Below are 18,434 nucleotides of genomic sequence, written 5' to 3' on the forward strand. Positions count from 1 at the left end.
CCGCACAGCGTCACGCCGTCTGCGGGGGATTTGCCTCTGCACGGCGCCTTTGCGAGAATGATTATCAGTACCAGGGCTGCACTCGCGATGGCCCGATCACCGCGATGGAGGCTCCGTGCTCACTCTTGCCGACGTGCGCGTCCGCGCCGCCGACGAGACGACTCCGCTGTTGGAGGTCCCTCGCCTGGAGGTGGCCGCCGGCGAACGAATCGTCGTGCGCGGGCCATCGGGTGCGGGCAAGAGCCTCCTGCTGTCGGTTCTGGCCGGGCGGCTGCTGGGCGGTCTCACCCTGACCGGGCGCCGTGACGCCCCCGGCCTCGAGCGCGTCGGCTTCGTGCCCCAACGCGGCATCGAGGCGTTCCATCCGCTGATCCGACTGGGCCGTCAGCTGCGGGTCGTGACCGGTGCGGATCGCACGCGCGCAGGCGACGCGCTGGCCCGGGTGGGCCTCGGGGATCCGCGTTTTCGTCGCCGCCGCCCCGCCGAACTGTCGGGCGGTCAGGCGCAGCGCGCCGCCATCGCGCTGGCCGTGCTGAGCGGTGCCGGCCTCGTCGTCGCCGACGAGCCAACCAGCGCGCTCGATCCGCAGACCCGCGACGAGGTGCTCTCGCTGCTCACCGGCGCTCTCGCCTCCGGTGCCGCGGGCGCACCGGCCCTCGTCGTCTCCACCCACGATCCCGAGGTCGCCGCGGTGCTCGGCGCACGCCGTCTGGAGGTGCGCGACGGTCGCATCGTCGCCGACATCCCCGCGCCGTGCGCGCCTGGGACCGGCGCATCCCCCGCGGCGGGGGAGGGCTCATGACGGCGCTGGAGGTGCGCGCGGTCACGTTCGTCCACGGCGCCGGCCGCGCGCGGACGACGGCGCTCGCACCGACGGAGCTGACGCTGGAGGCCGGTCAGAGCCTCGCCGTCATCGGACGCTCGGGCGCCGGCAAGTCCACCCTCGCGGAGATCGTGCTGGGGCTGAAGCGCCCGGCCGCCGGGACGGTGCGGGTGCAGGGCGAGCCATGGAACGACGCGACCCGTGGTCCGCGTCGGGCTCGCCGATGCCTCGTCCAGGGGATCCCGCAGGATGCGGCCGCGTCGTTCGTGCCGTCGCGCGCCGTCGGCTCCCAGATCGCCGATGCCCTGCGACGGCTCGGCGTCGCGGACGGCTCCGATGCCGCGGTGCGGGTGCGGCGGGCGGCGGAGATCGCCCATCTCGACCCGTCCCTGCTGGCCCGCCGGCCCGGCGAGCTGTCGGGCGGTCAGGCGCAGCGCGCCGCGATCGCCCGTGCCGTCGCGGCGGAGCCCGCGGTGATCGTCGCCGACGAGCCCACGAGCGCGCTCGATGCGGCGACGGCGGATGCCGTGGCATCCGCCGTCCTCGCCCTCGCCCCGTCCCTCGGCACGGCGCTGCTGATCGTCACCCACGATGCGGCGCTGGCGGCGCGGTGCGACGCGATCCTCGAGATCCTCCCGGCGATGGAGCTCGCGTGAGCGCGTCACCCCGGCTGCGCGTGATGCTGGCCGCGCAGGCCGCCTTCATGATCGGCTTCTCGAGCGTCGTCCCCTTCATCGCGGTGCTCGCCGACGACCGCTTCCACCTCGGTCCCGCCGCGATCGGCGCGATCGTCGGGGCGCGTGTCGCCGTCCAGCAGGGCCTGTTCATCGTCGGCGGCGCTCTCGCCGACCGGCTCGGGGCCCGGACTCTGCTGCTCACCGGGTGCGCCGTGCGGGCGGTGGGCTTCGTCCTGCTGGCGCTGGCTCCGACTCCTGCGGTGTTCGTGATCGCGGTCCTCCTCATCGGTATGGCCGGTGCGCTGTTCTCGCCCGCGGTCGACGCCTATGTCGGGGCCGCGGATGCCGCATCGCGTGCGCGTCCGCGCCCGTTCGGTGCGCGTCGGTGGAGCGCTCCGACCCCCTTCGCCGCGCTCGCGCTGGCGGGGGAAGCAGGAGGCATCGTCGGCGCGGCGGTCGGCGCCCTCTTCATGCCCGCCTGCGCCGTGCCCGTCGTGATCGTCGCCTCCGCGGTCTTCCTCGCCGCGCTCGTCGTGCTCGCGCGGCTGCTGCCCGCGCGCCCGCCGGCGGCCGTCGTGCCCGTCGCGGCACCCGGCGATCACGCGGAGCCCGGGCGCCTGCGGCGGGTGCTCCCCTCCGCGATCGGCGCGGCCACCGTGCTCGCCGTCTACACGCAGCTGTTCTCGTTGCTTCCTCTCGGGATGGCGGCGCGCGGGGTCGGCGGAGGCTGGGTGGGCGTCGTGTCGATCGTCCTGTCCGCGACCATCGTCCTCCTGCAATGGCCGCTGTCGCGGGTCGCGGAACGGCTCACCCGGCCCTGGGCGGTCGCCGCCGGCGTCGCCGCCGCCCTCGCCGCCGCCTTGGCGGGCGCGGTGTCGGCCGACGCGGCATCCGTCCCGGCCTTCGCGGCCCCGGCCGCCGCCGCGGCGGTGTGCACGGCTCTCGCGGTGATGCTCGCCACGCCGTCCGCGCAGTCGCTCGTCGCGGCCGCCGGCCCGGTCTCCCGCCGGGCCACGCGCCTGGGGGCCCTCGCCTCCGCCGGCGGCGTGCTCGCGCTGGGCGCCTCCGCGCTGGCCGGCGCCGTCGCCGGGGCATCCGGTCTCGCGGCGGCGTGGCTGATCGTGGCGCTCCTGCCCGCCGCCGGGCTCGTCTTCGCGTGCATCGGAGCACGCACCGTCCCCGATCCCACCACCAGAGAGGAACACCATGACCACCCCCCGACGATCCCTGAGGATCGCCGCCGTCGCCCTGACCGCCCTTCTCCTGCCGGCACTGAGCGGCTGCTTCGCCGGCGGTGGCGCCGCCCCCGGCGCCGCGTCCGATGAACGCGTGTCCGTCGCCATGCTGCAGCCGCCGCGTTCGGGGCTGTCGCCGCTGAGCGACGACGCGTTCAAACTGTCGCGCTGGAGCACGGCCGAGACCCTCGTCGTCCTCGACGACGATGCCGTCGCCCAGCCCGCGCTCGCGACCGCCTGGACGCAGACTGCCGACACCACCTGGCGCTTCGAGATCCGCGACGGCGTGCGCTTCCACGACGGCACGGCCCTGACGGCCGACGCCGTCGTCGGCTCGCTCCAGCGCGCCGCGGCCGCCAGTCCCGTGCCGCGCATCCTCACCGGCGTGGGGCTTCAGGCCCGGGCCGACGGGAACGCCGTCATCGTGACCACGGCCGACGTCGACCCGCTGCTGCCGCAGCGCCTGTCCAGCCCGCAGCTGTCGATCCTCGCTCCCTCCGCGTACACGGGCGACACCGTCTCGCCGATCGGCACCGGCACCGGTCCGTTCCGCCTCGTCGCGGTCGACGGCATCACCGGTGCCACCCTCGACCGGTTCGACGGGTACTGGGGCGGGCGCGCCAAGCTCGCCGGCATCGACGTCTCGTTCGTGCCGGACGGCACCGCGCGGGCGGCCGCCCTTCGCACCGGCACGGCCGACATCGTCGAGGCGGTCCCCGCCGGACAGGTCGCGACGGTCGACCCGGAGCTGGTCCACGAGGTCCCGATGCCTCGCACGAACACGCTGTACCTGAACACGGCGAAGGGGCCCTTCGCCGACCCGGCCGTGCGCGCGGCGGCGCGCGCCGCGATCGACCGCGCCGCGATCATCGCGTCGGTGTACGAGGGACGCGCCGACGAGGCCCGGGGCCTGCTCGGTCCGGCCCTCGCGTGGACGGTGGGCGCGCGCGACACCACCGCCTACGAGGCGCTGCTGTCGTCGCGGGCGACCCCCGGCAGGGTGGACGCGGTGCCGATCACCCTCGGCACCTTCACCGACCGCGCCGAGCTGCCCGAGGTCGCGGTTCTCGTCGAGCAGCAGCTGGAGGCGGCGGGCTTCGTCGTCACGCAGGACGTGCGCGAGTACCAGTTCATCGAGGCCGATGCGCTCGCCGGTGCGTTCGACGCGTTCATCCTGTCGCGTGCGACGGTGCTCGACTCGGGCGACCCGGTCGCCTCCTTCGCCTCCGACTTCTCCTGCGGCGGCGGATTCTCCCTTTCGCAGCTGTGCGATGCGGAGGTCGACGCGGCCATCTCGACCGCTTCGCAGACGGCACCGGGCGTCGAGCGTCAGCGCGCGATCCTCGCCGCCGAGGCGCGGAGCCTCGCGACCGACGCCGCCGTGCCGATGCTCCACGAGCGCGTCGTGCAGGGCGAGTCGAGGCGCGTGCGCGACGCGGCTCGCGACCCGCGCGAGCGCACCCTTGTGACCATCGACACCTGGATCGATGCGGCCGCGACGGGCGATGCGCAGGGCTGACACGGCGGCGCTCGTCTCGCGGGTCGTCGCCGTCTTCGCGCTGCTGACGATCGCCGGGGCCCTGCCCTGGCTGTCGCAGCGCGACCCGGCGGCGTCGATCCTGCGGGCACGCTACGCCGAGCTCGAGCCGACGCCCGAGGCGCTCGCCTCGATCCGCGCCGAGCTCGGGCTCGACGGCGGCCCCCTGGCCATCAGTGCGCGCTGGTGGTCGGGGGTCCTGCGCGGCGACCTCGGCACGTCGTGGGTCAGCGGCGGCGCGGTCGGGCCGGGAGCCGTCTCGGCGTTCGGCGTCTCGCTCACGCTCGCCGGCTTCGCCCTCGCCGTGGCGCTCATCGTCGCGGTGACGCTCGTCGCACCGGCGTGCCGTCGTGTGCTCCGCGACCGTCCGGTGCGCGGTGCCGGACCCGCCGGCGTCGTCCTCACCGCGATGCCGGAGTTCCTCCTCGCGAGCGCGCTCCTGGTCGTCTTCGCCGTGCAGCTGCGACTGTTCCCGCCCTACGGCTGGCACGGCATGGTCAACGTCGTGCTGCCCGCGCTCGCGCTCGGCATCCCGGCCGGCGGTCTCATCGGACGCCTGCTGGTCGACGCCCTCGCCGGAGCGAGCACCGAGCGCTGGACGCAGATCTGGCGGCTGGCCGGAGCGGCGCCCGCGACCGTGCTGCGCGGTGTCGTCCGGCGCGCTGTCGCCGCCGTCGTGGATCAGGTGGGACTCGTGCTCATCGGGATGCTGGGGGGAGCGGTCGCCGTCGAGCAGGTGTTCGCGATCCCCGGGCTCGGGCGCTACCTGCTGGGCGCGGCCAATGCGCAGGACCTGCCGGCGCTGCAGGCCGGGGTGCTGTTCATCGCCCTCGCGGCGATCGCCGTGGGGGTGGTCTTCGGCGCACTCCGCCTCTGGGCCTGGGGCGGGCCGCTGCCCGAGGGTGCTCTGGCGCCGCCGCCGGAACACCGGCCGCGCGATCGCGTCGCCCTCGTCTCACTCGTCGTCGCCGGATCTCTGCTGGCGCTCATCGTCGCCGCGGGCATCGTCCGCGACCCGTATACGAGCGCGCATCCACGGTTGGCTCCGCCGTCGTGGGCCCTTCCGTTCGGTGCCGACGCCTCCGGGCGCGACCTCCTCGCGCGGGTGGCGCACGGTGCCCTCGGCACCCTGGGCCCGGCTCTGGTGATCGTGCTGGCGAGCGTGCTGATCGGCGTGCTCGTCGCCTTCGCGGGCGCGGCGGCGGAAGGTCCGGTCGAGGTCGCGAACGCGACGCCGCCGATCATCGCGGGCGTCATCGTGGCCGCCCTCGTCGGCCCGACGGCCGGGGGAGCGGCGGCGGCCGTTCTCTGGGTGAGCTGGCCGCCGCTGGCCGCACACGCGCGGAGCCTTCTTGCTGAGGCGCGGGCCCTGAGCTACGTGCGGTGGCTTCCCGTGTTCGGCATGGGGCGCGCCGAGGCGACGCTGCGCCATGTCGTGCCGACGGCGCTGCCGCCGCTCGCGCGCCACGGGATGCTGCGTCTTCCGGGTATCGCGCTGGCTCTCGCCTCGCTCGGCTTCCTGGGTCTCGGGGCGCCGCCGCCGACGCCCGAGTGGGGGCTGCTGCTGGCCGAGGGCATCGCCTACGTCGAGCGCGCGCCCTGGACGACCCTCGCGCCGGCCTCCGCCCTGATCCTGGTCTCGGTCATCGCGGTCGCGGGGGCGAGCCTGCGGATGCCGCCGCGCCGCGGTGCGGTGCGGCGGGAAGCGGCCGGGGTGCTGTGAACGGCAGAAGGGGTGGTGAGGGAGAATCCCTCACCACCCCTTCTGCGTGCGGTGCGCTGAGGCGGGCTCAGTGCTCGTCGTAGTGGTCGCCGTGGGCGGCGTGCTTGTGGCCGTCGTGCACGTAGTCGACGTGGTCGTCGTGCGGGACGGCGTCGTGGCCGCACTCCTCGCCGTGGGCGTGGTCGGCGGAGGTGTGCTCGGCGACGGCCTCGTGCTCGTCGTAGTGGTCGCCGTGCAGGGCGTGGTGGTGCGTGCCGTGCACGTAGTCGACGTGGTCTTCGTGCGCAACGGCCTCGTGGCCGCAGTCCTGGCCGTGGAGGTGCTCGGCGGTCGTGTGCTCGGCGTGGATCTCGGTGGTCATGTCGTGTCCTTCGTGATGTCGATGCTCAGTCGAGAGCGGTGAGGTCGGTGGCCCCGTCACGGTCGGCGGGCTCCTGCACGTGCGTGAGCGCGTCGGCGATCACGTGGGCCACGTGCAGATCTGCGAGGCGGTAGTCGATCTCCTTGCCCGACCGGGTCGCCGTGACGAGTCCGGCCTGTCGGAGCGTCCGAAGATGCTGCGACACGAGGGGCTGGGACATCCCGGTCGCCTCCACGAGGGAGCCGACCGTGGTGGACGCGTCGCCGATCAGCCTCAGGAGGGTCAATCGTGACGCATTCCCGAGCACCTTGAAGAGCTCCGCCGCCTCGGCGAGCCCCGGCTCGGTGTCCATGGATCCATCACACCAGACGTATAAACAAATTGCAATGTGTCTGCGCAGTTGAGGGCAGTTCTCAGATGAGGGCCGTTCTCAGCGTGCGGCGTCGTTCACGCGTCGAAGCCGAGCGACAGCTTGCGCAGCAGTGCGGCGAGGCGCTCGCGATCGCCGCGCGAGAGCACGCTCAGCAGCAGCGCTTCGGCGTCGACGAGGCGTGTGATCGCGGCATCCACGCGGGTCTTGCCCTCGTCCGTGATCGTCACGAGCACACTGCGCCCGTCGCCGGGATCGGCTTCGCGGCGCACGAGGCGGCGCCCGACGAGGCGATCGATACGGTTGGTCATCGTGCCGCTGGAGACGAGGGTCTGCTGCAGCAGCTGCTTGGGACTTAGCTGATAGGGCTCGCCGGCGCGGCGCAGCGCCGACAGGACGTCCCACTCCCAGGGTTCGAGATCGCTGCGACGAAACGCCTCGCGCCGAGCCCGATCGAGGTGACGCGAGAGGCGGTCCACCCGTGACAGCACCTCCAGGGGCGAGAAGTCGAGGTCCGGGCGCTGGGCGCCCCACGCGCCGACGATGCGGTCGACTTCGTCGTGCTCGGTGGACATGCCTCCATTATCTGCGTCCGTCGCTCCGAGTTGCGTCAGGATACCCCTGGGGGTATCCTGACGCAGGAACGTACCGAGAAGGAGAACACATGCGCATCGTGATCGTCGGGGGAGTCGCCGGAGGCATGAGCTGCGCCGCGCGTGCGCGCAGGCTCGATGAGACGGCCGAGATCATCGTCCTCGAGCGGGGTGCGCACGTCTCGTTCGCGAACTGCGGCCTGCCCTACTACGTCGGCGGCGAGATCGCCGAGCAGTCGGCTCTGCTCGTGCAGACCCCGGCCTCGCTGAAGGCGGCGCTCGCGCTGGACGTGCGCCCCGGCCACGAGGTGACCGCGGTGGATGCCGCGGCCAAGACGGTCACCGTCATGAGCGCCGACGGTGTCGACACCCTGCACTACGACGCCCTCGTGCTGGCTCCGGGCGCCGCCGCGGCGACGCCGCCCATCGCCGGACTCGACTCGCCGCGGGTGCGGACCCTGCGCAGTGTCGAGGACGCCGTCGCACTGCGCGACCGCGTGGAGGCCGGTGCGCGCCGCGCCGTCGTGCTGGGCGCGGGCTTCATCGGGATCGAGGCGGCGGAGGCGCTCGCACAACGCGGACTGCACACCACCGTCGTCGAGTTCGCGTCGCACGTGCTGCCCCCGCTCGAGGACGAGCTGGCCGCCCTCGTCACCGCGGAACTGCGCACGCTCGGCATCGACGTGCGCGCCGGGACGGCGGCCACCGCCGTCGAACCCGGCGAGGAGGGCGACGTCGTCGTCCTCGACGACGGCACCCGACTGGACGCCGACCTCATCGTGCTGTCGGTGGGCGTGCGTCCCGACACCGCCGTCTTCGAGGCTGCGGGCGTCGCGTGCGTCCGCGGAGCCATGATCATCGACGAACACGGACGCACCTCGCTGCCCGACGTTTACGCCGTCGGCGATGCGACGGCATCCGTCGACGCCGTCACCGGCGCGGTCCGCCCCGTCGCGCTCGCCGGACCCGCCAACCGCGCCGGACGACTCGTCGCCGACGCGATCCTCCGCCCCGAGCAGGCCCGTCCGCTGCCGCACCCCGTCGGCACGGCGATCGTCCGCGTCGGTGCCCAGACGGTGGCCATGACCGGCGCGAACCGCGCCGCCCTGGCCGCCGCCGGGATCGATGCCGACACGTTGCACCTTCACCCCGGCCAGCACGCCGGGTACTTCCCCGGCGCCTCGCAGATCCACCTCGTCGTCCACATCCGTCGCGGCGACGGGCTGCTCCTCGGGGCACAGGCCGTCGGCGCCGACGGGGTCGACAAGCGGATCGACGTGCTCGCCACCGCCATCCGTGCGGGCTGGGTGGTCGACGACCTGATCGACCTCGACCTGGCGTACGCACCTCCGTACGGGTCTGCGAAGGACCCCGTCAACATGGTCGGGATGGTCGGGCAGAACGTCCGCAGCGGCGCACTGCGCCTCTGGTACGCGCAGGACGTCGACGCGGTCGCCGAGACCGCGCTGATCCTCGACGTGCGCACACCCGCGGAGCTGTCCACCGGGCATCTGCCCGGGGTGCTCGCCATCGCGCACACCGCGCTGCGCGGCCGGCTCGACGAGGTGCGCGCGGCCGCCGCCGGGCGACCCGTGCGCGTCATGTGCCAGTCGGGTGTGCGCTCCGCGATCGCGCACCGCGTGCTCGCGCAGGCCGGCTTCGACTCGGCATCCCTCTCCGGCGGCATGCTGACGCTGCGCGCCGTTCTCGGCGAGCGGGCGGATGCCGTGCTCGTCTCCGACCACGCCCGCATCTGAGCGGCGCGGACTCTTCCCCCTCACGACCGACGAACAACGATCAGGAGAACTCCCATGTGCTCAGCAGTGACCTGCCGAACCTGCGGCAAGACGACGTGGGCTGGCTGCGGCCAGCACGTCGATCAGGTGATGAAGAACGTGCCGGTATCCCAGCGCTGCCCCGGCCACGAGCAGGCAGCCGGCGGCGGCTTCCTCGCCCGCGTGTTCGGGCGGTGACGACGAACGTGTCCACGTCCGACGCTGCGACGGCGCACGACGGCGCCGCGCAGCGCAAGATCGCCAACCGTCTGCGCCGCGCGCGGGGCCAGCTCGATGCGGTCATCGCCGCCGTCGAGGAGGGAAAGCCCTGCCGCGACGTCGTGACGCAGCTGGCTGCCGTCTCCAGCGCGCTGGACCGCGCCGGCTTCGCCATCGTGTCCACGGCGCTGCGGGAATGCCTCGCAGATCCGGAAGGTGCGGCAGCGCAGGACGGCCTCACCGCCGACGAGCTGGAGAAGCTCTTCCTCATGCTGGCCTGAGCCCTGCGATGCGGTCATCCGGGGCCGGGACTGGCAGACTGGAGCGGCACACCCGCCGTCTCGTGGGGTGCGGTCCGCCGTAGTGTAACGGCAGCACGACAGCCTTTGGAGCTGTGAGGTTCAGGTTCGAATCCTGGCGGCGGAGCATGACAGAGAACACGTTGGACGCGTCCCTCGCCGTCGTGATCCTCGCCGCGGGGCAGGGTACGCGCATGCGCTCGTCGCTGCCGAAGGTGCTGCACCGCATCGGGGGTCGCCCCCTCGTCGGGCACGTTCTCGATACGGCGCGCGACCTGTCGCCCGCCCACGTCCTCGTCGTCGTCCGCCACGAGCGCGATCTCGTCGCCGACGCGGTGACCGGCATCTCGCCCGAGGTCGTCGTCGTCGACCAGGACGAGATCCCGGGCACGGGCCGCGCCGTCGAGGTCGCGCTGGATGCCGTGCCCGACTTCGTCGGTGATGTGTTGGTGCTCTCCGGTGATGTGCCGCTCCTCGATGTCGACACGCTGAGCACACTGATCCGCGACCACCGTTCGTCACGGGCCGCCATCACGCTTCTGTCCGCCGTGCTCGACGACGCGACCGGTTACGGCCGTGTCGTGCGCGCCACCAACGGCGGTGTCGAGCGCATCGTCGAGCAGAAGGATGCCACGGCCGCCGAAGCCGCGATCTCCGAGATCAACGCGGGTGTCTACGTCTTCCGGGCCGAGCTGCTGCGCGCGCAGCTGGCGAGGGTCGGCACCGAGAACGCCCAGGGCGAAAAGTACCTGACGGACGTTGTGGGTCTGGCCCGCGCAGCGGGGCACGTTGTCACGGCATCCGTCGTTTCGGACGTATCCCTCACCCTCGGCGTGAACGACCGCGCACAGCTCGCCGAGGCCGGGCGCCTCCTCAACGCGCGCACCGTCCGCCGCTGGCAGCTGGCCGGGGTGACGATCCAGGACCCGGCGACGACGTGGATCGACGTCACCGCGACGCTGGCCCCCGACGTCACCGTCCTGCCGAACACGCACATCCTGCGCGCGAGCGCCGTCGCCGCCGGCGCCACGATCGGACCCGACACGACGCTGGAGGACTGCGAGGTCGGGGAGAACGCCGTCGTCCGCCGTGCCGACGCGACCCTCGCCGTCATCGGCGCCGGTGCCAGCGTCGGTCCGTTCGCGTACCTGCGACCGGGAACCGTGCTGGCCGACGGCGGCAAGATCGGCACGTTCGTCGAGACGAAGAACTCCACGATCGGTGAAGGCAGCAAAGTGCCGCACCTGTCCTACATCGGCGACACGACGATCGGCCGCGGCGTCAACCTCGGCGCGGGCGCCATCACTGCCAACTACGACGACATCGCCAAGCACCGCACCGAGATCGGCGACGAGGTGCACTCGGGCTCGCACAACGTCTTCGTCGCGCCCGTTAGGATCGGAGATGGCGCCAAGACCGGTGCCGGTGCGGTGATCCGTAAGGACGTCCCGCCCGGAGCCCTCGCCTTGAGCGTTGCCCCCCAGCGCAACGTCGAGGGGTGGGTCGAGAACCACCGACCGGGAACGGGTGCGGCTGAGGCTGCCGCACGTTCCCGCACTGCACAGGAAGCGGACCATGGCGCGCAAGAAGCACACGGTTGACCTGGACGTCGAGCGCGGGATCGCCCCCGGGCTCGTCGCCAAGACCAAGAAGCGTCTGGTCGTGGCGAGCGGCAGCTCTCATCCGACCCTCTCGCACGACGTGGCGCAGGCGCTGGGCACCGAGCTGGTGCCGACCGAGCACCGCACCTTCGCGTCCGGCGAGATCCTGACCCGTTTCGAGGTGTCGATCCGCGGCTGCGACGCGTTCATCATCCAGTCCTTCGGGCCGCCGGTGAACGAGTGGCTCATGGAGCTGCTGATCATGCTGGATGCCGCCAAGCGCGCCTCCGCGAAGCGCATCACCGTCGTGGCTCCCTACTACCCGTATTCGCGCCAGGACAAGAAGGGGCGCGGTCGCGAGCCGATCAGCGCTCGCCTCGTCGCCGATCTGCTGAAGACGGCCGGCGCCGACCGCGTCATGAGCGTCGACCTGCACGCCGCTCAGATCCAGGGATTCTTCGACGGTCCGGTCGATCACCTGTTCGCCAAGCCGGTGCTGCTCGACTACTTCCAGAAGAGCCTGTCGGTCGAAGATCGTTCCAAGCTCACCGTCGTCTCGCCCGATACCGGTCGTGTCCGCGTCGCCGACCAGTGGTCGGACTCGCTCGGGGCGCCCCTCGCGATCATCCACAAGCGCCGCGACCCGAACGTCGCCAACCAGGTCACCGTCAATGAGATCGTGGGCCACGTCGATGGCCGCGTGTGCCTCCTCGTCGACGACATGATCGACACCGGCGGCACGATCGTGAAGGCGGCGCAGGCGCTGAAGGCCAACGGCGCCGAGCGGGTCATCGTCGCGGCGACGCACGCGGTGTTCAGCGCGCCGGCGACGGAGCGTCTGCAGGATGCCGCGATCGACGAGGTCGTCGTCACCGACACGATCCCGCTGCCGGCCGAGAAGCGCTTCCCGGGGCTCACCATCCTTCCCATCGCTCCGCTGCTCGCGCGCGCGATCAAAGAGGTCTTCGAGGACGGCTCGGTCACGAGCATGTTCGACGGGGCGGCCTGAGCGCGCGTCGTCCCTGACCGCGCGTCGTCGGATGGCGCCGCCGTTCTTCCGGGCCCGTGGCCAGCGCATCGGCGGCGGTCCTCCTAGGATCGCGATATGACGCCTCACGCCGCGAACGCCGAACTCACCGTCACCGGGGCGCACGGCCGCGAGGCGGAGGAGGTCCGCTCCGCGCTCGGCGTCGGCGTCGACGGGCTGCCGCAGCACGAGGCTCACGAGCGCCGGGATCGGGTCGGTCCGAACCTGTTGCCCGAGCCCGCTCGCACGCCCGCGTGGCTGCGATTCCTGTCGCACTTCAACGACACCCTGATCTACATCCTGCTCGCCGCCGCCGCGATCAAGGCGGTGATGGGCGACTGGCTCGACTTCTGGGTGATCGTCTCGGTCGCCGTCATCAACGCGGTGATCGGCTACGTGCAGGAAGGGCGCGCCGAGAAGGCGCTCGCCGGCATCCGCGGCATGCTGTCCACCGATGCGACGGCGCGCCGGGACGGACGCTGGACGACCGTGCCCGCTGCGGATCTGGTGCCCGGAGACCTCGTGCGGCTCATGCCGGGCGACAAGGTGCCGGCCGATGCCCGCATCCTCGAGGCGTCTCAACTGCGCATCGACGAGGCGGCTCTGACGGGGGAGTCGGTGCCCTCGTCGAAGGATCCGGCCGCCGTCTCCGCGGATGCGGGCGTCGGTGACCGCTCCTCGATGGCCTTCTCCGGAACGATCGTCACCGGCGGGCAGGGGGTCGCGGTCGTCACGGCCACCGGCGGGGCCACGGAGATCGGCAAGATCCAGGCGCTCGTCGGCGACGCCGGCACGCTGGAGACGCCGCTCACCGTCCAGCTGAACGCCTTCGGCAAGAAGCTCACCCTCGTGATCCTCGGGATGGCGCTGACCATGATGGTCATCGGCCGCTACCTGCACGACATGCCCGTGCCCGATCTCGTCTCGGCCACGATCGGCTTCGCCGTCGCCGCGATCCCGGAGGGGCTGCCCGCCCTCGTCACGATCACCCTGGCGATCGGCGTGCAGCAGATGGCGCGCCGGCACGCGATCACCCGCAAGCTCCCCGCGGTGGAGGCCCTCGGCTCGGTCACGACGGTCTGCTCCGACAAGACCGGCACCCTCACGAAGAACGAGATGACCGTCCGCACGATGCTCACCCCTGTCGCGCGCTACGAGGTGTCGGGGCTCGGCTACGACCCGACCGGCGGCATCACGCCGACCGGCGGCGGTGATCTCGCCGCGCTCCTCGCCGTGGCGGAGCTCTGCAACGACGCCTCCCTCGAGCGCGTCGCCGTCGGAGCGGATGCCGAGTCGACCCGCACCGTCGGCTGGTCGCTCGTCGGCGAGCCGACCGAGGGCGCGCTGAAGGTCGTCGCGATGAAGGGCAGCGCGGATGCCGTGGGCACGCGCCGCATCGGCGTGGTGCCCTTCGACTCGGCGCACAAGTTCATGGCGACCCTCAACGAGAGCGCCGACGGCTCGCGCGCGATCCTGGTCAAAGGAGCACCCGACCGTCTCCTGGACCGTGCGCTGACCCAGCGCGGAGCCGACGGTTCGGAGCCGGTCGACCGCGACTTCTGGGAGCGTGCGGTCGACGAGCTCAGCGGGCAGGGCCTGCGGGTGCTGGCCGCCGCACGCAAGCCCACGCGCGCCGACACGCTCGACGTCGACGACCTCGCAGACCTGGAGCTCCTCGGCTTGTGGGGCATCGTCGACCCGCCGCGCCCCGAGGCGATCGTCGCCATCGCCGACTGCCACGCCGCCGGCATCCGCGTGAAGATGATCACCGGCGACCACGCCGGAACGGCGCGCGCGATCAGCCGCGAGATGGGTCTCGTCGCCTCCGCCGAGGCGCGCGTGCTGACCGGTGCCGAGCTGGAAGCGCTCAGCCAGGAGCAGCTGAAGGAGCTCGTGCAGGACGTCGACGTGTTCGCCCGCACGAGCCCGGAACACAAGATCCGCATCGTCCGCGCGCTGCAATCGCGCGGTGAGGTCGTCGCGATGACGGGCGACGGTGTCAACGACGCGCCCGCGCTCACCCGAGCCGACGTCGGCATCGCCATGGGCATCAAGGGCACCGAGGCGACGAAGGAGGCCGCCGAGATCGTCCTCGCGGACGACAACTTCGCGACGATCCGCAGCGCCATCGCCGAGGGTCGGCGCATCTACGACAACCTCCGCAAGTCGGTGGTCTTCCTCCTGCCCACCAACGGCGCACAGTCGCTCGTGATCCTGGTGGCGGTGCTGTTCGGGCTCACCCTGCCGCTGACGCCCGTCCAGGTGCTGTGGGTGAACATGGTGACGGCGATCACCCTGTCGCTCGCGCTCGCCTACGAGCCGGCGGAGCGGGGGATCATGACACGCCCCCCGCGCGCCACCGGCGGCTCGATCGTGTCGGGGCGTGAGCTCGGGTTCATCCTCACCGTGTCGCTGCTCATCGGCGGGGCGACGCTGGCGGTGTTCGGCCTCGCGCTGGCCCGTGGTACCGACATCGACGTCGCGCGGACCGAGGCGGTGTCGACCCTCGCATTCGGACAGCTGGCCTTCCTGCTCAACTGCCGCTTCCTCTCGCGGTCGAGTCTCACGGTGGACGTGCTGCGCGGCAACCCGGTGATGTGGTGGTCAGCGCTCGCGCTCGTCGTGCTGCAGGTGCTCTACACGTACGTGCCGGGTCTCAACCGCCTCTTCGGATCGGAGCCGCTGGACGCCCTCGGGTGGCTGGTGCCGATCGCGGCATCGGTCGCGATCTTCTTCGCGGTCGAGGGGCTCAAGGCGCTGCGGCGCGCCGGGGACACCCGGGCGTAACCCGCGGGTCACGAAGCGTTTACTGAGGACCATTCTCAATGCAAACGCATAAGTAATCCGCGGGGGTGTCCGGCCGCGACGCCAGTAGCGTTGATCGAGCCACCGCGATGCGCCCCCGCGCATCTGAAGCGGCAGGGCACGACAGAAGGAGGACCGTCATGATCCGCACCACCGCCGTACCCCGTTCCGTCCGCGCCGGCGCTGCCGCCGCATCGGTGTTCGGAATGATCGCCCTCGCGGGCTGCTCCGCCTCCACGGCGAGCACCGCGTCACCGACGACCGCCCCCGCCGGGGACGCCACCCCGTCGGCCGCCGCCTCGGCATCCGCGACCGGCAGCGCCGGATCCGCCGCCTCCGGCGCCGTGTACAAGAACGGCACCTACTCCGCCCAGGGTTCGTATTCGACCCCCGAGTCGGTCGAGACCATCTCGGTGACGGTCACGCTCGCCGATGACGTCATCACCGACGTGCAGGTCAGCGGCACCCCCACCAAGAGCGAGTCGAAGCAGTATCAGGGGCAGTTCATCGGCGGCATCAACTCCGAGGTCGTCGGAAAGAAGATCGAGGACATCTCGGTGTCACGTGTCGCCGGCTCGTCGCTGACCAGCGGCGGGTTCAACAAGGCGATCGAGGAGATCAAGACCGAAGCGAAGGCGTGACCGCGCCCGAGGCGGCCGGCTCGTCCCTGCCCTCCGGCTCCCGCTGGGAGTTCGAGGCCATCGGCACGCGCTGGCAGGTCGACACGGACGTGGAGCTGTCCGCCTCCGTGCGCTCCGAGGTCGGCGCGGAGATCGAGGCCTTCGACCGCGCGTGGTCGCGGTTTCGACCCGATGCCGAGATAGCCGCGCTCGCGACGGCCGGTGGTTCCATCCCCGTACCCGTCGACGCGGCCCCGATGCTGGAGCTGTACCTCGCTCTGAGCGCGGCAACAGCCGAAGCCGTCAACCCCCTCATCGGCGACGCGCTCGCGCGCCGCGGCTACGACGCCCACTACGGGCTCGTGGACCGCGGCGCGCAGCCGGCTCCGGCGGGGTGGTCGCAGCTGCTGACGTGGACCGACGACCGGCTCACCCTGCGCACGCCCGCCACGATCGACATCGGAGCGCTCGGCAAGGGGCGCCTCGTCGACCGGGTCCTGCGTCGCGTCGGCGCCCGCGTCGACGGCGCCGTCACGGTCGACGCCGGGGGCGACATCGCCCTCCGCGGCAGCGAGACGATCGCGCTCGAGCACCCGTTCGACCCCACCCGCGCGATCGGGGTGTGGCAGGTGACGGACGGCGCGCTCTGCGCGTCGGCGATCCAACGGCGGGCCTGGCCCGCCGCGGACGGCGGCGGACTGCACCACGTCCTGGACGCACGTACCGGCGAGCCGGTGCGCACGATCGCGGCCACGTGGGCCGTGGCCGCCGACGCGATGACCGCGGATGCCGCGGCCACCGCGCTCTTCTTCGAGGGCGGACCCGCGTTCGCCCATGCTCACGCCGCGGCGTGGGTGCGGATGACCACCGACGGCCGCGTGGAGTGGTCGTCCGACAGTAAGGCAGAGTTGTTCCTGTGATGAGCTCACTCACCGCGGCATGGAACCGCACCCTGGCGGTGCTCGGTCGCGTGTCGATGTACCGGCTGGTCGTCCTGGCGCTGGCCGTCTTGGCCGCGATCGCCCTGGTGCTCTCCTTCGCGGGAGCCGTCGGGCCGTCGCCGTGGGAGCTGCTGGCGACCCTCGTCGTCCTCGCGGTGTGCTGCGCCGCCATCGACGCGATCGCGCACCGCGTGCTCCGCACGGACTGGCGGTGGGAGTCCTCGCTCATCACCGTGCTGATCCTCCTGTTCGTTCTGCGACCCACCGTCGAGCCGGTGGGACTGATCGGCATCGTGATCGCGGGCGTGGTGGCCTCGGCATCCAAATACCTGCTGGTGTGGCAGGGACGCCACATCTTCAATCCGGCTGCCGTCGGAGCGAGCGTGCTCACGGTGCTGAGCGTGTGGCTGCCGGATCTGGGCTCCTCCGCGTGGTGGGTGGGTTCCCCCTTCCTCGCCGGCCCCGTCATCCTGCTCGGCCTCGTCGTGCTGGTGCGCACGGAGAAGGTGCGCATCGTCGCTCTCTTCCTCGTCGTCGCGGTCGCCGTCGCGTTCGTGCGCACCACGCTGCAGTACCAGCAGGCGGGCCTCGAACTCGATGCGGGGACCGTGTTCGGCAACATCCTCTGGTCGTCGCCGTTCCTGTTCCTCGGCGCGTTCATGCTCTCCGAGCCACTCACGCTGCCCCCACGCCGGTGGCAGCAGTTCACGGTGGCGGCGGTCGTCGGCATCCTCGCCGGCTGGCCGATCGACGTCGGCGACGTCAGTCTCGGCCAGGAGCGGGCGCTGCTGATCGGTAACCTCCTCGCGTTCGTGTTCGCCCTGCGCGCGGCGGTACGCCTCACCTTCCAGGGGCGCACCGCCCTCACGCCGACCGTCCGCGAGCTCTCGTTCCGGGCCGAACGGCGTTTCCGATTCGTCGCGGGACAGTATCTCGAGCTCGAGGTGCCGCATCGGCGTCCCGACGCGCGCGGGACGCGCCGAGAGTTCAGCATCGTGTCGGCGCCCGAAGAGCTGCCCGACGTGCGCATCGCGCTGCGTGAAGGGTCGCAGTCCAGCTACAAGAAGGCGCTGGCTCTCGTGGAGCCGGGCGAGAAGCTCGCCGTGACCGGCGTGTGGGGCGACTTCGTGCTGCCGAGCCGCGCGTCGGCGCCCGTGCTCATGGTCGCCGCCGGAATCGGCGTGACGCCTTTCGTCTCGCAGCTGCGCCACCTGCGCCTGTCGGGGGAGCGGCGTGACGTCGTGTTCGTCTACGTCGCCTCGGAGGCCGAGGAGCTCGCCTTCCGCAGCGAGCTCGAAGACGCCGGCATCCCTGTCATCGTCTTCACCCGTACCGAGCCGGCGACGCTTCCGGCGCACTGGACGTGGGCGCAGGGCGTCCGTCTGGATGCCGCCGGGCTGCTGCAGGTGGTGCCCGATCTCGCGACGCGGCACGCGTTCGTGTCGGGTCCGCCGCGTCTCATCGCGGATCTTGCGCCCGCTCTCGAGAAGGCTCGCACCCTGACAACGGACGCGTTCTCGGGCTACTGACCCGCCGCGCGCCGGTGGGCGGCGTCGCGCTGTGGGCCTGGGCGTGCGCGTGCGACTGTGCGTGTGCGTGTGCGTGTGCGTGTGGGCGTGCGCGTGACGGATCGGTGGCGCGGTGCGCGGCCTCAGGTGAGCGGATGCCGCAGTTTGCGCCACCTGCTTCGGGGCGCGGCGGCGAGGCCGTGCGGCTGTGCCGAATCGGTGTCGTGGTCTGCGCGGAGGGGTGGGTGGATGCCGCTGTTTGCGCCACCTGCTCAGGAGCGGTGGCGGGGCAGCCCAGCGCGCCGAGTCGGTGTCGCGAT

Annotated in this window: 17 protein-coding genes and 1 tRNA gene; 15 read left to right on the plus strand and 3 right to left on the minus strand. The window is 72.3% G+C overall.

Annotated features, from left to right (window positions below; translation table 11 throughout):
• Nucleotides 1-115: 115 nt before the first annotated feature.
• The 5 genes from DEU37_RS05140 to DEU37_RS05160 are packed head-to-tail and all read left to right on the plus strand — an operon-like array spanning nt 116 to nt 5,995.
• Nucleotides 116-802: an ATP-binding cassette domain-containing protein gene (locus tag DEU37_RS05140; protein WP_259457140.1), complete on the plus strand. Its 687-nt coding sequence runs from the start codon at nt 116-118 to the stop codon at nt 800-802.
• Nucleotides 799-1,479, plus strand: coding sequence for an ATP-binding cassette domain-containing protein (locus DEU37_RS05145; RefSeq protein ID WP_259457141.1), 681 nt, complete (start codon nt 799-801; stop codon nt 1,477-1,479). The genes DEU37_RS05140 and DEU37_RS05145 overlap by 4 nt, the downstream gene beginning before the upstream one ends.
• Nucleotides 1,476-2,825, plus strand: coding sequence for an MFS transporter (locus tag DEU37_RS05150; protein ID WP_121189521.1), 1,350 nt, complete (start codon nt 1,476-1,478; stop codon nt 2,823-2,825). Before DEU37_RS05145 ends, DEU37_RS05150 begins: the two co-directional genes overlap by 4 nt.
• Nucleotides 2,707-4,254, plus strand: coding sequence for an ABC transporter substrate-binding protein (locus tag DEU37_RS05155; protein ID WP_183043577.1), 1,548 nt, complete (start codon nt 2,707-2,709; stop codon nt 4,252-4,254). The genes DEU37_RS05150 and DEU37_RS05155 overlap by 119 nt, the downstream gene beginning before the upstream one ends.
• Nucleotides 4,241-5,995, plus strand: a complete 1,755-nt coding sequence (locus DEU37_RS05160; RefSeq protein ID WP_259457142.1) for an ABC transporter permease subunit — start codon at nt 4,241-4,243, stop codon at nt 5,993-5,995. The genes DEU37_RS05155 and DEU37_RS05160 overlap by 14 nt, the downstream gene beginning before the upstream one ends.
• 67 nt (nt 5,996-6,062) lie before the next feature.
• Here the strand turns inward: DEU37_RS05160 and DEU37_RS05165 are convergent, their stop codons facing one another.
• From DEU37_RS05165 to DEU37_RS05175, 3 genes are all read right to left on the minus strand, one after another.
• On the minus strand, nt 6,063-6,356 hold the full coding sequence (locus DEU37_RS05165) for a hypothetical protein (RefSeq protein WP_121189523.1): 294 nt from the start codon (nt 6,354-6,356) through the stop codon (nt 6,063-6,065).
• Nucleotides 6,357-6,381: 25 nt separating this feature from the next.
• Entirely contained in the window at nt 6,382-6,708 is a 327-nt protein-coding gene (locus DEU37_RS05170) for a helix-turn-helix transcriptional regulator (RefSeq protein ID WP_121189524.1), read from the minus strand.
• Nucleotides 6,709-6,803: 95 nt separating this feature from the next.
• Entirely contained in the window at nt 6,804-7,301 is a 498-nt protein-coding gene (locus DEU37_RS05175; RefSeq protein ID WP_121189525.1) for a MarR family winged helix-turn-helix transcriptional regulator, read from the minus strand.
• Nucleotides 7,302-7,390: 89 nt separating this feature from the next.
• Between DEU37_RS05175 and DEU37_RS05180 the strand changes: the two genes are divergently transcribed.
• The 10 genes from DEU37_RS05180 to DEU37_RS05220 all read left to right on the plus strand — a co-directional run bounded on the left by DEU37_RS05180 (nt 7,391) and on the right by DEU37_RS05220 (nt 18,135).
• Complete coding sequence (locus tag DEU37_RS05180; protein WP_121189526.1) at nt 7,391-9,076, plus strand: FAD-dependent oxidoreductase; 1,686 nt, start codon at nt 7,391-7,393, stop codon at nt 9,074-9,076.
• Nucleotides 9,077-9,130: 54 nt separating this feature from the next.
• The gene (locus DEU37_RS14810) at nt 9,131-9,292 is read left to right on the plus strand and encodes a hypothetical protein (protein WP_183043578.1); all 162 of its coding nucleotides are present in this window, start codon (nt 9,131-9,133) and stop codon (nt 9,290-9,292) included.
• Nucleotides 9,289-9,594 carry a metal-sensitive transcriptional regulator gene (locus tag DEU37_RS05185; RefSeq protein WP_121189527.1) on the plus strand — a complete coding sequence of 102 codons (306 nt, stop codon included), beginning with the start codon at nt 9,289-9,291 and terminating at the stop codon, nt 9,592-9,594. Before DEU37_RS14810 ends, DEU37_RS05185 begins: the two co-directional genes overlap by 4 nt.
• A gap of 73 nt (nt 9,595-9,667) precedes the next feature.
• Nucleotides 9,668-9,739: transfer RNA gene (locus DEU37_RS05190), tRNA-Gln, on the plus strand.
• Nucleotide 9,740: 1 nt separating this feature from the next.
• Complete coding sequence (gene glmU, locus DEU37_RS05195) at nt 9,741-11,213, plus strand: bifunctional UDP-N-acetylglucosamine diphosphorylase/glucosamine-1-phosphate N-acetyltransferase GlmU (RefSeq protein WP_121189528.1); 1,473 nt, start codon at nt 9,741-9,743, stop codon at nt 11,211-11,213.
• Nucleotides 11,188-12,222 (plus strand): ribose-phosphate diphosphokinase, encoded by a 1,035-nt coding sequence (locus tag DEU37_RS05200; RefSeq protein WP_121189529.1) that lies wholly within the window; start codon nt 11,188-11,190, stop codon nt 12,220-12,222. Before glmU ends, DEU37_RS05200 begins: the two co-directional genes overlap by 26 nt.
• 96 nt (nt 12,223-12,318) lie before the next feature.
• Nucleotides 12,319-15,027 carry an HAD-IC family P-type ATPase gene (locus DEU37_RS05205; RefSeq protein WP_121189530.1) on the plus strand — a complete coding sequence of 903 codons (2,709 nt, stop codon included), beginning with the start codon at nt 12,319-12,321 and terminating at the stop codon, nt 15,025-15,027.
• Nucleotides 15,028-15,185: 158 nt separating this feature from the next.
• Nucleotides 15,186-15,686, plus strand: coding sequence for an FMN-binding protein (locus tag DEU37_RS05210; RefSeq protein WP_121189531.1), 501 nt, complete (start codon nt 15,186-15,188; stop codon nt 15,684-15,686).
• Nucleotides 15,683-16,585 carry an FAD:protein FMN transferase gene (locus DEU37_RS05215; protein WP_121189532.1) on the plus strand — a complete coding sequence of 301 codons (903 nt, stop codon included), beginning with the start codon at nt 15,683-15,685 and terminating at the stop codon, nt 16,583-16,585. The genes DEU37_RS05210 and DEU37_RS05215 overlap by 4 nt, the downstream gene beginning before the upstream one ends.
• Nucleotides 16,585-18,135 (plus strand): FAD-dependent oxidoreductase, encoded by a 1,551-nt coding sequence (locus DEU37_RS05220; protein WP_121189651.1) that lies wholly within the window; start codon nt 16,585-16,587, stop codon nt 18,133-18,135. The genes DEU37_RS05215 and DEU37_RS05220 overlap by 1 nt, the downstream gene beginning before the upstream one ends.
• The last annotated feature ends 299 nt before the right edge of the window (nt 18,136-18,434 follow it).

The organism is Microbacterium sp. AG790, assembly GCF_003634765.1.
Lineage (GTDB): Bacteria > Actinomycetota > Actinomycetes > Actinomycetales > Microbacteriaceae > Microbacterium.

Bases quoted from the DNA above. Each gene is read 5' to 3' on its own strand.
- DEU37_RS05200 (WP_121189529.1), top strand. From the start codon at position 11,188: ATGGCGCGCAAGAAGCACACGGTTGACCTGGACGTCGAGCGCGGGATC.
- DEU37_RS05145 (WP_259457141.1), top strand. From the start codon at position 799: ATGACGGCGCTGGAGGTGCGCGCGGTCACGTTCGTCCACGGCGCCGGC.
- DEU37_RS05210 (WP_121189531.1), top strand. From the start codon at position 15,186: ATGATCCGCACCACCGCCGTACCCCGTTCCGTCCGCGCCGGCGCTGCC.
- DEU37_RS05220 (WP_121189651.1), top strand. From the start codon at position 16,585: ATGAGCTCACTCACCGCGGCATGGAACCGCACCCTGGCGGTGCTCGGT.
- DEU37_RS05175 (WP_121189525.1), bottom strand. From the start codon at position 7,301: ATGTCCACCGAGCACGACGAAGTCGACCGCATCGTCGGCGCGTGGGGC.
- DEU37_RS05180 (WP_121189526.1), top strand. From the start codon at position 7,391: ATGCGCATCGTGATCGTCGGGGGAGTCGCCGGAGGCATGAGCTGCGCC.
- DEU37_RS14810 (WP_183043578.1), top strand. From the start codon at position 9,131: ATGTGCTCAGCAGTGACCTGCCGAACCTGCGGCAAGACGACGTGGGCT.
- glmU (WP_121189528.1), top strand. From the start codon at position 9,741: ATGACAGAGAACACGTTGGACGCGTCCCTCGCCGTCGTGATCCTCGCC.
- DEU37_RS05155 (WP_183043577.1), top strand. From the start codon at position 2,707: ATGACCACCCCCCGACGATCCCTGAGGATCGCCGCCGTCGCCCTGACC.
- DEU37_RS05160 (WP_259457142.1), top strand. From the start codon at position 4,241: ATGCGCAGGGCTGACACGGCGGCGCTCGTCTCGCGGGTCGTCGCCGTC.
- DEU37_RS05165 (WP_121189523.1), bottom strand. From the start codon at position 6,356: ATGACCACCGAGATCCACGCCGAGCACACGACCGCCGAGCACCTCCAC.
- DEU37_RS05170 (WP_121189524.1), bottom strand. From the start codon at position 6,708: ATGGACACCGAGCCGGGGCTCGCCGAGGCGGCGGAGCTCTTCAAGGTG.
- DEU37_RS05205 (WP_121189530.1), top strand. From the start codon at position 12,319: ATGACGCCTCACGCCGCGAACGCCGAACTCACCGTCACCGGGGCGCAC.